This window comes from Streptomyces spinoverrucosus (genome assembly GCF_006539505.1).
GTDB lineage: Bacteria > Actinomycetota > Actinomycetes > Streptomycetales > Streptomycetaceae > Streptomyces > Streptomyces spinoverrucosus.
Genome location: NZ_BJND01000051.1, coordinates 1 through 15,328 on the forward strand (window position 1 = coordinate 1; position 15,328 = coordinate 15,328).

Here is a 15,328-nt window from a genome sequence, read left to right on the forward strand (position 1 = left end):
GGTTGGCATGACACGCGATGTGTCATGCCAACCCGCCTCTCAGAATCCGCCGGCATGGGCCCGCACAGCACAGGACCCCGGAACCGGCGCAGGGGTCCCGGGGCCCGGTCAGGGGAGGGCGGTGGCGACAGGGCCGCCCGCGGCGGGCATCACACCCGCCGCAGAACAGCGACCACCTTGCCGAGGATCGTCGCGTCGTCGCCCGGAATCGGCTCGTACGCCGAGTTGTGCGGCAGCAGCCAGACGTGGCCGTCCTCGCGCTTGAAACGCTTGACGGTTGCCTCGCCGTCGAGCATTGCGGCCACGATGTCACCGTTCTCGGCGACCGGCTGGCGGCGGACGGTGACCCAGTCGCCGTCGCAGATCGCGGCCTCGATCATCGAGTCACCGACGACCTTCAGCACGAACAGCTCACCGTCACCGACGAGCTGCCGGGGGAGCGGAAAGACGTCCTCGACCGACTCCTCGGCGAGGATAGGGCCACCGGCGGCGATGCGGCCGACCAGCGGGACGTACGACGCGGCGGGCTTGCCGGCGGTGTCCGTGGGCTGCACGGATGCGGCCTGGTCGGAGCCGCGTACCTCGTACGCGCGCGGGCGGTGCGGGTCGCGGCGCAGGAAGCCCTTGCGCTCCAGTGCCATCAGCTGGTGCGCCACGGAGGACGTGCTGGACAGACCGACTGCCTGGCCGATCTCCCGCATCGACGGCGGGTAGCCGCGCCGCTGCACCGAGTCCCTGATGACCTCGATCACCCGGCGCTGCCGGTCGGTCAGCCCGGAGCTGTCCGCCCGGATGCCTGGAGGTCGGCCCGGCAGGGAGCGCTTGGGCCCCTCTGGATTCGTGGCTTCGTTCATCGCATGCACCGGCTCGAGTCGGCCCTGGGAGCGGTCCTGGGCAGTGATGGTGGCACTGTCTGCGGTGGTGGTCACGTCGGCCCCTCTCGATGGTCTCCCTGCTGGACAACGGTAGTTGCTTTCGAAAGGTTGCGCCAAACACACGTTCGAGTGAAAAGTTGCGAATCACCGGGCGTGATCGTGTGTCTGGGTGTATGGCCGACGCGGTGTCCCGCGGGCGAAAGCGCCCATTGTTGTACTCTTCACCGCCGGGGTGAGCCCCCGTGGGGTGCCGCCCAGTCTGCCACCCTGCGCCCCGTCAACCGGGAACCGGGCCCCGTCTGCGCGGGAGTCCTACGTCTTCTCCCTGTGGCGCCCACGGTATCTCCCCACGTGCCGCCGCGATACGGCTGCGCGCCGACGAGTCCGCCGTGCCGCACGCGCGCGTGGCGTGCGCATGTGTCCGGCGCGCCGCACGCGCGCGTGGCGTGCGCTGATGCGCCCGCCGACACGCGAGGCTGGCTGTATGTATGAGCCAATCCCCACATCTAGTGGTTGGATGGCTACAGCAGCCCAGAAGTTGTGGTCCCCCCGGTCTTCGGCCGCGCGATCATCGCCTATGCTTGTGGTCGCTTCGAGGGGCCCACGGGTCTGTTGAGGCTATTGAGTCTGCTGTGAGGAGGGTTGGGAATTCATGCACTGCCCCTTCTGCAGGCACCCCGACAGCCGCGTGGTCGACAGTCGTACGACCGACGACGGCACGTCGATCCGCAGGCGCCGCCAGTGTCCTGACTGCTCCCGTCGTTTCACGACCGTGGAGACGTGCTCGCTCATGGTGGTCAAGCGGTCCGGAGTCACGGAGCCATTCAGTCGTACCAAGGTCATCAACGGCGTGCGCAAGGCATGCCAGGGACGGCCTGTCACCGAGGACGCACTCGCCCAGCTCGGCCAGCGGGTCGAGGAGGCGGTGCGGGCCACCGGGAGCGCCGAGCTGACCACCCATGACGTGGGGCTGGCCATACTCGGCCCGCTGCAGGAGCTCGACCTCGTCGCCTACTTGCGATTCGCGTCCGTCTACCGGGCGTTCGAGTCGCTGGAGGACTTCGAGGCGGCGATCGCGGAACTCAGGGAACAGCCGGGACACCCCGCCGCGGACGACGAAGACGGCGGCACGGGGAGCCAGGAGGACGACCGCGGGTCCGGAGGGGCTGGCCGGCTCCCCGAGCCCGCCCGCGCCGCCGACTGATCGGCGGGCCGGATCCGGGGGCGGCATCCGGAGCCGGCGCGCTCGGCGGCGATCGAAGACCTGTTGCGGGCGGCAGCGAGAGGGTCCCGCAACACAAGACACAACACCGTGCCACGGGAACATCGTGGCACTTCAGGGCGTTTTAGCCCGTACAGGGAGGCGGCATGACAGAGACGGCGAGCGGCCCGGCACGAGGTTCCCGAGCAAAGGGGACCAAGGCCACCAAGGGGCTGCGTATCGAGCGCATCCACACCACCCCGGGCGTACACCCGTACGACGAGGTGGCCTGGGAGCGCCGTGACGTCGTCATGACCAACTGGCGCGACGGCTCGGTCAATTTCGAGCAGCGTGGCGTCGAGTTCCCCGACTTCTGGTCGGTGAACGCGGTCAACATCGTCACCAGCAAGTACTTCCGCGGTGCCGTCGGCACCCCGCAGCGCGAGACCAGCCTCAAGCAGCTGATCGACCGCATCGTGAAGACGTACCGGAAGGCCGGCGAGGACTACAAGTACTTCGCCTCGCCCGCCGACGCCGAGATCTTCGAGCACGAGCTGGCGCACGCCCTCCTGCACCAGATCTTCAGCTTCAACAGCCCCGTCTGGTTCAACGTCGGAACCCCGCAGCCCCAGCAGGTCTCCGCCTGCTTCATCCTGTCCGTCGACGACTCCATGGAGTCGATCCTCGACTGGTACAAGGAAGAGGGCATGATCTTCAAGGGCGGCTCCGGTGCCGGCCTGAACCTCTCCCGCATCCGCTCCTCCAAGGAGCTGCTGTCCTCCGGTGGCAACGCCTCCGGCCCGGTCTCCTTCATGCGGGGCGCCGATGCCTCCGCAGGAACAATCAAGTCGGGTGGCGCCACCCGCCGCGCGGCCAAGATGGTCATCCTCGATGTCGACCACCCCGACATCGAGGACTTCATCGAGACCAAGGTGAAGGAAGAGGAGAAGATCCGCGCCCTGCGCGACGCGGGCTTCGACATGGACCTGGGCGGCGAGGACATCACCTCGGTCCAGTACCAGAACGCCAACAACTCGGTCCGTGTCAACGACGAGTTCATGAAGGCCGTCGAGCAGGGCGGCAAGTTCGGCCTGCGCGCGCGGATGACCGGCGAGGTCATCGAAGAGGTCGACGCCAAGGCCCTGTTCCGCAAGATGGCCGAGGCCGCCTGGGCCTGCGCCGACCCGGGCATCCAGTACGACGACACCATCAACCACTGGCACACGTGCCCGGAGTCCGGCCGTATCAACGGCTCGAACCCCTGCAGCGAGTACATGCACCTGGACAACACGTCCTGCAACCTCGCCTCGCTGAACCTGATGAAGTTCCTCAAGGACGACAGCAAGGGCAACCAGTCCTTCGAGGTCGAGCGCTTCGCCAAGGTCGTCGAGCTGGTCATCACCGCGATGGACATCTCCATCTGCTTCGCGGACTTCCCGACCCAGAAGATCGGCGAGAACACGCGCGCGTTCCGCCAGCTCGGCATCGGCTACGCCAACCTCGGCGCCCTGCTGATGGCGACCGGCCACGCGTACGACTCCGACGGCGGCCGCGCCCTCGCCGGTGCCGTCACCTCCCTGATGACCGGTACGGCCTACCGCCGCTCCGCCGAACTCGCCGCGGTCGTCGGTGCGTACGACGGCTACGCCCGCAACGCCGACGCCCACAAGCGCGTCATGAAGCAGCACGCCGACGCCAACGGCAAGGCCGTCCGCATGGACGACCTGGACACGCCGGTCTGGGCCGCCGCCACGGAGGCCTGGCAGGACGTGCTGCGCATCGGTGAGAAGAACGGTTTCCGTAACTCCCAGGCGTCCGTCATCGCCCCGACCGGCACCATCGGTCTGGCGATGTCCTGCGACACCACCGGCCTCGAGCCCGACCTCGCCCTGGTCAAGTTCAAGAAGCTGGTCGGCGGCGGCTCGATGCAGATCGTCAACGGCACCGTCCCACAGGCCCTGCGCCGCCTGGGCTACCAGGAGGAGCAGATCGAGGCGATCGTCGCCCACATCGCCGAGCACGGCAACGTGATCGACGCCCCCGGCCTCAAGCCCGAGCACTACGAGGTGTTCGACTGCGCCATGGGCGAGCGTGCCATCTCCCCGATGGGCCACGTCCGCATGATGGCCGCGATCCAGCCGTGGATCTCCGGCGCCCTGTCCAAGACGGTCAACATGCCGGAGTCGGCGACCGTCGAGGAGGTCGAGGAGATCTACTTCGAGGCCTGGAAGATGGGCATCAAGGCGCTCGCCATCTACCGCGACAACTGCAAGGTCGGCCAGCCGCTCTCCGCCAAGACCAAGGAGAAGGAGAAGGCCGAGATCACGGAGAAGGCCGAGGCCACGATCCGTGAGACGGTCGAGAAGGTCGTCGAGTACCGCCCGGTCCGCAAGCGCCTCCCGAAGGGACGTCCCGGCATCACCACGTCCTTCACCGTCGGCGGCGCCGAGGGCTACATGACCGCCAACTCCTACCCGGACGACGGTCTGGGCGAGGTCTTCCTGAAGATGTCCAAGCAGGGCTCGACCCTCGCGGGCATGATGGACGCCTTCTCCATCGCGGTCTCCGTCGGCCTGCAGTACGGCGTGCCGCTTGAGACATACGTCTCGAAGTTCACCAACATGCGCTTCGAGCCGGCGGGTATGACCGACGACCCGGACGTCCGCATGGCCCAGTCGATCGTCGACTACATCTTCCGCCGACTGGCGCTGGACTTCCTGCCCTTCGAGACGCGCTCGGCACTCGGCATCCACTCCGCCGAGGAGCGTCAGCGTCACCTGGAGACCGGTTCGTACGAGCCGCTGGAGGAGGACGTCGACGTCGAGGGCCTGGCCCAGTCGGCGCCGCGCGCCCAGGAGCTCAAGGCCGTCGCCACCCCGAAGGCCGACATCGAGGCGGCCAAGCCCGCCCCGAAGCAGGCCCACACCAGCGCCGAGCTGGTGGAGATGCAGCTGGGCATCCAGGCCGACGCCCCGCTGTGCTTCTCCTGCGGCACGAAGATGCAGCGCGCCGGCTCCTGCTACATCTGCGAGGGCTGCGGCTCGACGAGCGGTTGCAGCTGAAAATAGGCGGAATCGCGTCGGATGCAACATTCGGCGCGACCCGCGAAGGTAGCTGACCTGCGGTTTTTGAGGGGGGCCGGCCATCGGCCGGTCCCCCTCGGCGTGCCGTGGGAGCTCTCAGCCCTAATGGGCGGTGACACGAGCTCTTGCGGTGTCGGGCCCCTCCTGACATGCTCCTGGCCATGATCAAGAGAAATGAGCCTTGCGTCCGCCGATGAGCGAGACGACCGGGATGGAATCTCCCGGATCACAGGTATCACTGTTCGCCTACGCGCTGGAGCTGCACAGGTCTGCTCCGGACGGGCCCCTCCCACGTGACGGGGAGCCATACCCTGACGACAGGTCGCACCGTCGTCAACCGAGACCAGAACTCCCCGAAGATCCCAGCCAAGGCGGCGTGGATGCGGCATCCCGCCTGGCCGCACACTTCGCGCAGGCTTCGGCCAGTCCCAGCGACTTGAGCGATGCCTTCCATGACGTCTACGTCCCGATCCACCCAAATGAGCACATCACCGCAGCGGCGGAGCGCGCAGATAGGGATCGCGTTCTTGATACAGGACGCTGGCTGATCCGGAACGGGACCGACAGGTGCTCGGTCACCGTGGGCCTTGCTCTGGTTGCTGCCGTGGGAACGGTCGACGACATCCCGCTGATTCAAACGATCGGATTGCTGTCGAACCGCTTCGGGCCACTTTCGGCACATGCCTTGGAGAGATTGCCCGGAGGCACCGAGAACCTACTCTGGCTCGCTGACCGAGTCACCGGCTGGGGACGGGTCTACGTCGTGGAAGCCCTCTGCCGACTCGACGATCCCATTGCTCGGCCTTGGCTCCTCCGTAGGGCATGCGATGGCGACTTCCTCAACGGCTATTTCGCCGGCGGCGTCGCCCAGACCGCCGGCCTTCACGAAGCCATCACCGGGCCCTGCGTGGATACCGAGATCATCGACCACACCGGCCGGTTGCTCCTGGTGATGACCTACAGCCAAGGCATGGGCATGACCCTCTCGTGCTATCCCCACGCCGACGCGGTATTGGCTGCGCATTTGCATCACCTTGAGCGCTTGGGGCCGTCCCCTGCCCGGTTCTGCACCGCTGCGTGGCTCGCAACGAGCCTGGGCGAGCACGGCGACGCAGGTTCGATCGGGCCTGTCGAGCGATGGCAGCCCTACCGGGACAGCTATCTGGCGCTGCTCGACCGTGATGATTGGTGCAAAACGGCGAGGAATGCCCTCGCGGCCAAGGACCCTGAGATCGTCCGGCTCGTAGAGACAGCCTCAGGCCGCCAGCTTCGAGCGTTCGCTGAGCAGTGACGACACGAGGGGCGTCAGCCTGTGGCTGATGCCCCTCGTGTCGCCGACCACCGGCCGCGCACTCGTCGGCATCTGTCGCCGCAGACTTCAGTCGGCGGTGAGCAACGTTCGGGCCAGAGTACGGAGTTCTTCGTCCTCATGGCCCTGCCCCGAGAAGGGCGAGTCACTGAGCAGGCGGAGCGGGGAGAAGGCGAAGGAGCGAAGGGTGGGGCGGAGCTCCTCCGGCACCGGTCTGGTGGCGGCGAGAGCCTTGAGAGCGCGGAGGCCGACCGGGGTCGGGCCGACCAACTCGACGAGCACGGGGACGGCGCGGTCCGTGGATCCGGTGATCCAGTGGTGGGCCTCGGCGGCCGCCATCCGAGTCCACTCGTACCCCGCCTCCAGCAGAGGCTCGATGAACGGCAGCAGCGGAGCGGCGGCGCTGCCCAGCGGCTGCAGGCTGCTCAGGTACCAGTGGGGCTGGCCCCGGGCCGAAAGCAGCCGCTCGAAGACGTCGAGCGCCTGACCGGCGTCACCTGTCAACTGGTAGTGGGCCACGGCTGCCGCCGCACTCAGCGAGGAGTCGTTGCTGTTCGCGGCGTTGCGCAACAGGTCGGTGACCTCCTGCGTCTGTATGCCGTTGAGCCCGATTTGGCGGGCGGCGACGATGGCCGCGCGGCCGGTCCGGAGGCAGTCGACCAGTTCGGGTTGGGCCTGTCGGGCGGCGGCACCGAACGGCGTCAGAGCCCCGACAAGGGCGATGCCCGCGTTCCCGGTGGCGCCTGATGCCAGCTCTCGGCGGATGACGGGTATCAGCCGGTCGGCTGCCTCGGGGAAGTGCCGCGCCGCCGCTTCGAGCAACTTGGCACAGGGCCGGCGCAGCACCAGCTCCAGGGCGCGGGGGTCGCGGGAGCGCACCAGGGCGAGGAGCGCCGGCTCGGCGGTCTCGTCGTCCGCACTCGTGTGCCGGTACAACGCGTCCCGGAGGCCGGCGCCCGGCTCGGGCAGATACTCGATCCAGTGGCCGATGGTGCGAAGGCGGCCGGCGAGGCCGCGGGTGTCCTTCTGGTGGGGCAGGGCGGACTGCAGCAGGTCCAGGACCTCGGGCTCCCGGTCGCGCCAGGTCTCGGCGATTTGCTCGGCCAGCCAGGAGCCGCGCGAGCCGATGTCTCCGGCCGCGATCCAGCGGGCGGCCACGGCGAGCCCGGCGTCCGCATCCCGAGTGAGCAGGCGGGTGAGCTGCTCGTCCGAGGTGGTAGTGCCCGACCACGGGAAGTCGTCGTCCCCCGGGTCCGGTTCGGCACCGTCCTCGGCGATGACCTTCACAAGCTCAGCAGGGTACGGCGGCCCGGACCGCTCGGCGACGAGCATGGCCGCGGCCAGCCTGACTTCGGGCAGTGGGCTGTCCAGTGCCGCTGCCGCCGTCTCCCGGTCGAACCGGGCCAGGACGACCATCGCGTCCGCCCGCACCGCTGGGACGGGATCGGTGGCGTAGAGCTCCTCGATCCGATGCTCGACGGAGGTCCGCAGTTCAGCCGGGAGGAGCTCGGCCACGGCCGCGACTACCCGGAGCGCTGCCCGGCGCACCACTCGCTCACCGTCCTCCAGACAGGGCAGCAGCTCCGGGAGCACCCGGCAGAGCTCCGCGCAGACGCCGGCGACCGAACTGACGGGCCAGTGCGGAGATTCGATGTCGGCCGGGTCGTGGTCGGCGAGGACGGCGAGCAGCATCAGCAACTGGTCGCGCTTGCCCGGGGCGTGCCGGACGGCGTGCGCGAGGAAGGGGACGGCGGGTGCCGAAGCCGGGTAGACCGTGCCTTGGTGGTGGATGTTGCCGAAGAGCTCGTAGATCGCCTCGTCGGCCGTCTCCTCGTCGCCCTCATAGAGCGCCCTGATCAGCTCGGGCACGTCCTCTGCGGAGCCGTAGGCATGGGTCAGGGTGTGCCATTGGACGGCGTCCAGCTCGGCCGGAGACTTCATGGTCAGCACTCCTCATCTGATCAGGTGCGCCGACCATATCGATCACCACTGACAATGCCGCGGCGAGACGAACGACCGCCGGACGCGGAGGGGGTCAGGGCAGCGAGCCGCTTCCATGGATACCCCGAGGTGGTACGCCGGCCGTGAATGACCGGCGTGCCGGAACCCGTCGTAAGTGCTCAGCGGAATCGAAATTGACGAATGGTCACGGCGCCGGTGGAAGCCCCATCGTCCTGGTAAAGGTGGCGGGGTCGTCCTCGAAGCCGTGGATACCGGCGTGGAAGTCCCACACCCCGGAGTCGCCGCGCACGAACTCCGCTACCTTCGCCGCCGTGGAGCTGAGGACGCTGCCGAAGTCGTCCGTGGTGAGGTCGGTGTAGTCCTCGCGGATCCGCAGGGTCGGCTTGATCACGCTGACGAAGGTGCGGCGGGCGGGGCGCTGCTGGATGATGACGCCGACCACCACGCGCGCGTAGCGCGGGTCCAGCCGGTCGAGTTCGACTGTCAGGACCTCGTCCCAGCCGAAGCCCTTGCCGTCCTTGCTGTCCCGGTTGAGGGTGATGGTCCCGTCCGGTGAGCGGCGGTCGAAGTGGACCACGTAGGCCGGATCGCCGTAGGGATCGCTCCCCAGGTAGGTCGCGGCGACTATGTCCAGATCGGTGGGCGGCTGACCCGCCGCACTAGGGTCCCACTTCACCGCGATCTCGACCTTGCGGATCCCCTTGGTGATGTCGCTCATCGGACGTCCCCCTTCCCGTGTGACCGCAGCCCTAACTGCCGGGCGGCCCAAGCCGGTTGTCCATCCTGCCACGCGCGCGGGCGGGTGTGCGCGAGTGCGCCGCGTCCAGACGTGACCGGCGCCACGCCCGTGGCCTTACGATGGCGCGGTGCTGGTCAAGTGGATTCGCTGCACCGTGGTGGACCGCCGCGGCTTCGAGCGGGGGCAGCGAAAGTGGGCGGGGCTTCTGGGGGAGCCGGGATTTCGGGGACAGGGCGGAGGCTGGAGCCGGGGGCGGACCTCGGTGGCGCACATCTTCGCTTTCTGGGAAAGCCGTGCCTTCTACGACTCCTTCATGGCCCGCTCCCACGACCGGTTGGCGTCGGCCCAGTCCGGCACCTTCAAGGACGCCCAGGTCAGGCTGTTCGACTACCGCTTCGACGTGAAGACGGGCTTCGAACCGCGCTTCACGGATGCCGACCTCATCAGGGTTGCCCTCTGTCGCGTCCGTGAGGAGCGCGTCGAGAACTTCACGCTGATGCAGGAGAAGGTCTGGAACCCCGCGATGGCCGGCTCGCCCGGGATGATCCGCGGCCTGTTCGCCGAGGCCCCGGGGCACGAGTTCATGGTCCTGTCGATGTGGCGGTCGGCCGCCGAGCACGGCAAGTACCGCACCGAGCGCGTGGAGCGGCTCGCCCTGCGGGCCCAGACGGAGGCGGACATCGCGGCACTCACGGGCGACATCGTGGAGCTGGAGCCCACCTGGACCGTTTGAAATCCGGACCCGCAAAAGGTGTGCCCCGTGTGGCGCATGGTGCGGGAAGTGTGTGACCTACGCCGTAAGGAGCTCGTACGAGTGCTCGACATGCCGTCGCCCGATCTAGGGTTTTGGCATGGCACGACCACGGCGCATCGTCCTTGTCCGGCACGGCGAGTCAACGGGCAATGTTGATGACTCCGTGTACGAGCGCGAACCCGACCACGCACTGGCACTGACCGAACGCGGTTGGCAACAGGCCGAGGAGACCGGCAAACAGCTCCGCGAAATCTTCGGCCGGGAACGCGTCAGTGTGTACGTCTCCCCCTACCGCCGTACCCACGAGACGCTCCGCGCCTTTCACCTCGACCCCGACCTCATACGCGTCCGCGAGGAGCCTCGGCTGCGGGAGCAGGACTGGGGCAACTGGCAGGACTGTGACGACGTACGGCTGCAGAAGGCCTACCGCGACGCGTACGGGCACTTCTTCTACCGCTTCGCGCAGGGCGAGAGCGGCGCCGATGTTTACGACCGGGTCGGCGGCTTCCTGGAGAGCCTGTACCGCAGCTTCGAGGCGCCGGACCACCCACCGAACGTGCTGCTGGTGACGCACGGTCTGGCCATGCGGTTGTTCTGCATGCGCTGGTTCCACTGGACGGTCGCCGAGTTCGAGTCGCTGTCGAACCCGGGGAACGGGGAGATACGGATGCTCGTTCTGGGGGACAACGGCAAGTACACGCTTGACCGGCCGTTCGAGCGCTGGCGAGATCCGGAACCGTACGGGATCACTGGATAGAGTGGCAGGGCAATGACTGACTCCTCTTCCGGCGGGCGCGTGGACCGCGCCCTGGCCAGCCTGCGCGGACTCGCGGTGGGGGACGCGCTGGGCTCCCAGTTCTTCGTGCCGGTGAACTACCCGCTGCTCAAACGCCGCGAGCTGCCGCCTGGGCCCTGGCAGTGGACCGACGACACGGAAATGGCCTGCTCCGTGGTCGCCGTCCTCGTCGCCCACCAGCGCATCGACCAGGACGCCCTCGCCCGCTCCTTCGCCGAGCACCACGACTTCGACCGTGGCTACGGGCCCGCGGTCAACCGGCTGCTCCGGCTGATCCGGGAAGGCGGCGACTGGCGCGAGCTGTCCGCCGCGCTCTTCAACGGCCAGGGCTCCTGGGGCAACGGCGCCGCGATGCGTATCGCCCCGCTGGGCGCCTGGTACGCGAACGACCCCGAGCAGGCCACGCACCAGGCGGAGATCTCCGCATATCCCACCCATCAGCACCGCGAGGCCGTGGTCGGCGCCATGGCCGTCGCCGCGGCCGCCGCGCTGGTCGCGGCCCCCGGCGGACCGTCCAGCCCCGAGTCGCTGCTCGACGACGTCGTCGCGCTCATCCCGAAGAGCGCGGTCGGTGCCGGTTTGCGCAGGGCCCGGGACATGCTCGACTACGGCGACCCGGCCACGGTCGCGGCGGTACTGGGCTGCGGTCGGCGTACGACCGCCCATGACACCGTGCCCTTCGCCCTCTGGTCGGCCGCGCGCTCCCTCGGCGACTACGAGCAGGCGTTCTGGACGACCGCGCAGGTCGGCGGCGACGTGGACACCACCTGCGCCATCGTGGGCGGAGTGCTTGCCGCGGGGAAGGCGGGGACGCCGCCCGCGCAGTGGGTGGGGCGGACGGAGGCACTGCCGGACTGGGTGAGGGTGTCGGCTTAGCGCGTTGCTGTGATGTGGCGGCTTCGGGCAGCTGTGGCTTGGCGGGCCTCTGCCGTTGTGGCTGCGCGTGAATTCGCGCCCTGGCTCCTTGTCCTGTCGCTCCGCGGTCTGTGGCTTGGTCAGCCGTGGCTTCGTGACCTGAGTGACCTGCGGCGATCGACAATTCGAAACTCTCTGTGCACGCCGGGAACTCTCCGTGACCGCCCGCTCGTTGTCCCGGCAACTGCTGTGCGAGGTGCGCACATGCAGCAGACACGAGCGTCGTAGGGGGTGGTCATGGAAGCGTTGCAAGTCGTGTTCCTCGTGCTTGCGGTCGCCGCCGTGGCGTGGCGCGTCCGTCGGCCGGTCCGCGCCGGTGCGAGCCGGTGGGCGTCCGAATCGGTGCGGATGGCCGGGCGGCCGTCCTCCATGTCGCGCGTCCCGTGGCGGAGCCCCGGCCGTCCGCTGCCCTTCGCGGGTCGGCCAGGCCGTCGCGGACGTACCCCCGTCACGTCCGTCGACGCCCCACCGAGGCCGACCCGCGCCCTCCGCCCGTCAGCCGACCACCGGGCCAGACGTGCCGGCCAGTGCGTCCAGGTCGGTCTTGCGCACCCGTATCACCAGCCACGCGGTGACCATGGCGAGAACGGCCATGGCCGCGGCCGGTATGAAGGCCGTCGATATGCCCTGCGCGAGCACTTCGTGGCCCCAGGGCGCGGGCAGCTGATGCGTCTGGGCGAACTCGGACTTTTGTTCCGCCGATCCGTCGGCGAGGAAGTGCGGCAGCTGTTTCTCCGCCTCGTCTTTGCTGGCCGTGCCGAACACGGTGGTGAGGATGGACAGGCCCAGCGAACCGCCCACCTGCTGTGTGGCGTTGAGCAGGCCGGACGCCGCGCCCGCCTCGTGCTGGGCGACACCGGAGACGGCGGTCACTGTCGCCGTGACGAAGTTGAGGCCCATGCCGAAGCCGAACACCAGCATCGGACCGAGCACTCCGCCGGCGTACGAGCTGTCGGGGCTGATGAAGGCCTGCCACACGAGGCCGACCACGACCAGCGCCGAGCCGACGAGCATGAACGGCTTGGGGCCGAGCACTGGCAGGAACCGCTGCGACAGACCCGCGCCGACCACGATCGCGACCGTGACGGGCAGGAAGGCCAGACCCGCCCTGATCGGGCTGTATCCCAGCACGTTCTGCACGAACAGAACGATGTAGAAGAACATGCCGAACATGGCGGCGGCCAGGCTCAGCATGATCACGTACGTGCCCGAGCGGTTGCGGTCGGCGAACATCTTCAGCGGGGTGATCGGCTCCTTGGCCCGCGTCTCGATGAACACGAAGGCCAGCAGCAGCACCAGCGCGACACCGAACGACACGAGGGTCAGGTCGTCCCGCCAGCCCTCTTCGGCGGCCCGGATGAAGCCGTACACCAGGGACGCCATACCTATGGTCGAGGTCAGTGCGCCCGCTATGTCGAAGCGGCCGGGGTGGCGTTCGGACTCGTTGATGTAGAGCGGCGTCAGGACGGCGATCAGCACACCGATCGGCACGTTGACGAAGAGCACCCAGCGCCAGTCGAGCCACTCCGTGAGCATTCCGCCGGCCAGCAGGCCGATGGCGCCGCCACCGGCGGAGACGGCGGCGAAGACGCCGAACGCCCGGTTGCGTTCCGGTCCCTCGGCGAACGTGGTGGTGATCAGCGCCAGCGAGGTCGGCGACGCGATGGCGCCGCCCACACCCTGCAGGGCACGTGCGGCCAGCAACTGCCAGGGCTCCTGGGCGATGCCGCCCAGCAGCGAAGCGAAGGTGAACAGCAGGATGCCGGCCATGAAGACCCGGCGGCGGCCGAGGATGTCACCGGCGCGGGCGCCGAGCAGCAGCAGTCCGCCGAAGGTCAGCGTGTAGGCGCTGACCACCCAGGTGAGGTCGGTGGTGCTGAACGCAAGCGCTTCCTGAATCTGGGGAAGAGCGATGTTCACAATGGTGGCGTCGAGGACCACCATGAGTTGGCAGGCCGCGATGACGGTGAGCGCGATGCCCGGTCGCCCCTGGCGGCGGGCGGCAGTACTCGGTTTCTGGTCCTGGAGCTTCGGAGAGGTCGTCACTATGGGTCCCCCATGAATGGCTTAGTGAACGCTCGCGTTCACTGTCGTGCCAACCGTAGTGAGTCCCAAGTAGTGAACGCAACCGTTCACTTAGATGGTTGTGGTGCCACGCGTCCCCCGCGGTCGCCACATGGCACGTCCCCGTTCCCCCCAACACCCGCTTCCCTGTTCGTTGGAGACACTCGGATGGTTACTTCGCGCTGGACGGCCGCCCCCGCTCAGGCGGCCTCCTCCCGTCGGCGCGGTGCCGTGCTCGAACGCGCGATCCTCGAAGCCGCGCTGGAGCAACTCAGTACGGTCGGCTGGCACGGCCTCACGATGGAGGGCGTGGCCACGCGTGCGCAGACCGGCAAGGCCGCGATCTACCGTCGTTGGCCGTCCAAGGAGGACCTCGTTGCCGATGCGCTGCGTGCCGGACTGCCGCGGATAGAGGCCGCACCCGACCTCGGGAGTGTGCGCGAAGATCTGGTGGCCCTGTGCCGCGTGGCGCGTGACGCGATGTACTCGCGCCCAGGCTCCGCGCTCCGCTCAGTGATTCACGAATGCGACAGCGTCCAGGCGGAGCGCTTCCACGACGTCATCGTGCAAGGGGTGGTGGAGCCCACGGTCAAGGTGCTGCGCGAGGTGATCGACCGCGGAATCGAGCGGGGGGAGGTGCGGCCCGACGCGGCGAACGGATACGTCTGCGACGCCATGCCGGCGATGATGATGTACCGGTCGAAGATATGCGGGAGCGAATGGTCGGACCAGGACATCGAGGAGATGGTCGACCAGTTGATGGTCCCGCTGCTGCGCACGACCGGGGGGTGAGTCCGGGATGGTGCGGTCCCGGTGGTGGCTTGGGCGAACCAGGGTGTCGCAGGGGGTTGCGGGCGGCGTAGTCTAAGGGCGCCATGCCGTACGAACCGCCTACTCACACCGTCGAGCGCTCCCTTCGCGCAACGACTGGAGCGAAGATCATTGCCGGTGTCGACGAGGTGGGGCGCGGCGCTTGGGCCGGGCCCGTCACCGTCTGTGCGGCGATCACCGGACTGCGTCGGCCTCCCATGGGCCTCACCGACTCCAAGCTGCTCACCGTGAAACGGCGGACCGAGCTCGCCGAGGAGTTGCGGACCTGGGTGACGTCGTACGCCCTGGGGCACGCGTCCCCGGAGGAGATCGACGATCTCGGGATGACGGCGGCGCTGCGGATCGCGGCGGTACGTGCCCTGGAGGGCCTGCCGGTCCGCCCCGACGCGGTGATCCTCGACGGCAAGCACGACTATCTCGGGACGCCGTGGCGGGTCCGTACGGTGATCAAGGGCGATCAGTCGTGCGTGGCCGTGGCGGCGGCCTCGGTGATCGCGAAGGTTCAGCGCGACAAAATGATGGCCGAACTGGGTATCGACCATGCAGACTTCGGTTTTGCGGACAACGCCGGGTATCCCTCACCCGTGCACAAGGCCGCACTGGCGGAGCGGGGCCCCACACCCCACCACCGGTTGTCGTGGGCGTATCTTGATGCGCTGCCCCAGTGGCGGCACCTCAAGAAGGCCCGCAGCTGGGCGGACGGAAGCGTTCCGGAGATCGAGGGTCAGCTCGGCTTCGATTTCTGACGGTTCCGGTCGCACGTATGTGCCACCCACCGGCGCGAGCCGTACCAACGTTT

General features: G+C 68.4%; 12 protein-coding genes. 8 read left to right on the forward strand and 4 right to left on the reverse strand.

From position 1 onward, the window contains the following. Window positions 1-149: 149 nt before the first annotated feature. Window positions 150-929 carry a transcriptional repressor LexA gene (gene lexA / locus SSP24_RS29795; protein ID WP_129801080.1) on the reverse strand — a complete coding sequence of 260 codons (780 nt, stop codon included), beginning with the start codon at window positions 927-929 and terminating at the stop codon, window positions 150-152. A 598-nt stretch (window positions 930-1,527) separates the two neighbouring features. On the opposite strand from lexA, the gene nrdR reads away from it, so the two are divergent. The 3 genes from nrdR (at window position 1,528) to SSP24_RS29810 (ending at window position 6,450) form a co-directional block, all read left to right on the forward strand. Further along, the gene (gene nrdR, locus SSP24_RS29800) at window positions 1,528-2,079 is read left to right on the forward strand and encodes a transcriptional regulator NrdR (RefSeq protein WP_141313001.1); all 552 of its coding nucleotides are present in this window, start codon (window positions 1,528-1,530) and stop codon (window positions 2,077-2,079) included. 164 nt (window positions 2,080-2,243) lie between these two features. After that, window positions 2,244-5,138: a vitamin B12-dependent ribonucleotide reductase gene (locus tag SSP24_RS29805; protein ID WP_141313003.1), complete on the forward strand. Its 2,895-nt coding sequence runs from the start codon at window positions 2,244-2,246 to the stop codon at window positions 5,136-5,138. 397 nt (window positions 5,139-5,535) lie between these two features. Beyond that, window positions 5,536-6,450 carry a hypothetical protein gene (locus SSP24_RS29810; RefSeq protein WP_229865907.1) on the forward strand — a complete coding sequence of 305 codons (915 nt, stop codon included), beginning with the start codon at window positions 5,536-5,538 and terminating at the stop codon, window positions 6,448-6,450. A gap of 87 nt (window positions 6,451-6,537) precedes the next feature. Here SSP24_RS29810 and SSP24_RS29815 read toward each other — a convergent pair whose 3' ends face one another. Both SSP24_RS29815 and SSP24_RS29820 read right to left on the reverse strand, forming a co-directional pair. Further along, window positions 6,538-8,409, reverse strand: a complete 1,872-nt coding sequence (locus tag SSP24_RS29815; protein WP_141313005.1) for an amino acid adenylation domain-containing protein — start codon at window positions 8,407-8,409, stop codon at window positions 6,538-6,540. Window positions 8,410-8,614: 205 nt separating this feature from the next. After that, entirely contained in the window at window positions 8,615-9,148 is a 534-nt protein-coding gene (locus tag SSP24_RS29820; protein ID WP_141313007.1) for a TerD family protein, read from the reverse strand. A 148-nt stretch (window positions 9,149-9,296) separates the two neighbouring features. On the opposite strand from SSP24_RS29820, the gene SSP24_RS29825 reads away from it, so the two are divergent. The 3 genes from SSP24_RS29825 to SSP24_RS29835 all read left to right on the forward strand — a co-directional run bounded on the left by SSP24_RS29825 (window position 9,297) and on the right by SSP24_RS29835 (window position 11,595). Next, window positions 9,297-9,902: a YdbC family protein gene (locus tag SSP24_RS29825; RefSeq protein ID WP_141313009.1), complete on the forward strand. Its 606-nt coding sequence runs from the start codon at window positions 9,297-9,299 to the stop codon at window positions 9,900-9,902. 118 nt (window positions 9,903-10,020) lie between these two features. Further along, window positions 10,021-10,680, forward strand: a complete 660-nt coding sequence (locus SSP24_RS29830) for a histidine phosphatase family protein (RefSeq protein ID WP_141313011.1) — start codon at window positions 10,021-10,023, stop codon at window positions 10,678-10,680. 12 nt (window positions 10,681-10,692) lie between these two features. Continuing rightward, window positions 10,693-11,595, forward strand: a complete 903-nt coding sequence (locus tag SSP24_RS29835; RefSeq protein ID WP_141313013.1) for an ADP-ribosylglycohydrolase family protein — start codon at window positions 10,693-10,695, stop codon at window positions 11,593-11,595. A 534-nt stretch (window positions 11,596-12,129) separates the two neighbouring features. Here the strand turns inward: SSP24_RS29835 and SSP24_RS29840 are convergent. Further along, entirely contained in the window at window positions 12,130-13,680 is a 1,551-nt protein-coding gene (locus SSP24_RS29840; RefSeq protein WP_141313015.1) for an MFS transporter, read from the reverse strand. A gap of 186 nt (window positions 13,681-13,866) precedes the next feature. Here SSP24_RS29840 and SSP24_RS29845 point away from each other — a divergent pair, with 186 nt between their 5' ends. Further along, window positions 13,867-14,490 (forward strand): TetR/AcrR family transcriptional regulator, encoded by a 624-nt coding sequence (locus tag SSP24_RS29845; protein WP_141313017.1) that lies wholly within the window; start codon window positions 13,867-13,869, stop codon window positions 14,488-14,490. A gap of 83 nt (window positions 14,491-14,573) precedes the next feature. Further along, window positions 14,574-15,275, forward strand: coding sequence for a ribonuclease HII (rnhB, locus tag SSP24_RS29850; RefSeq protein ID WP_141313018.1), 702 nt, complete (start codon window positions 14,574-14,576; stop codon window positions 15,273-15,275). Window positions 15,276-15,328 lie beyond the last annotated feature (53 nt).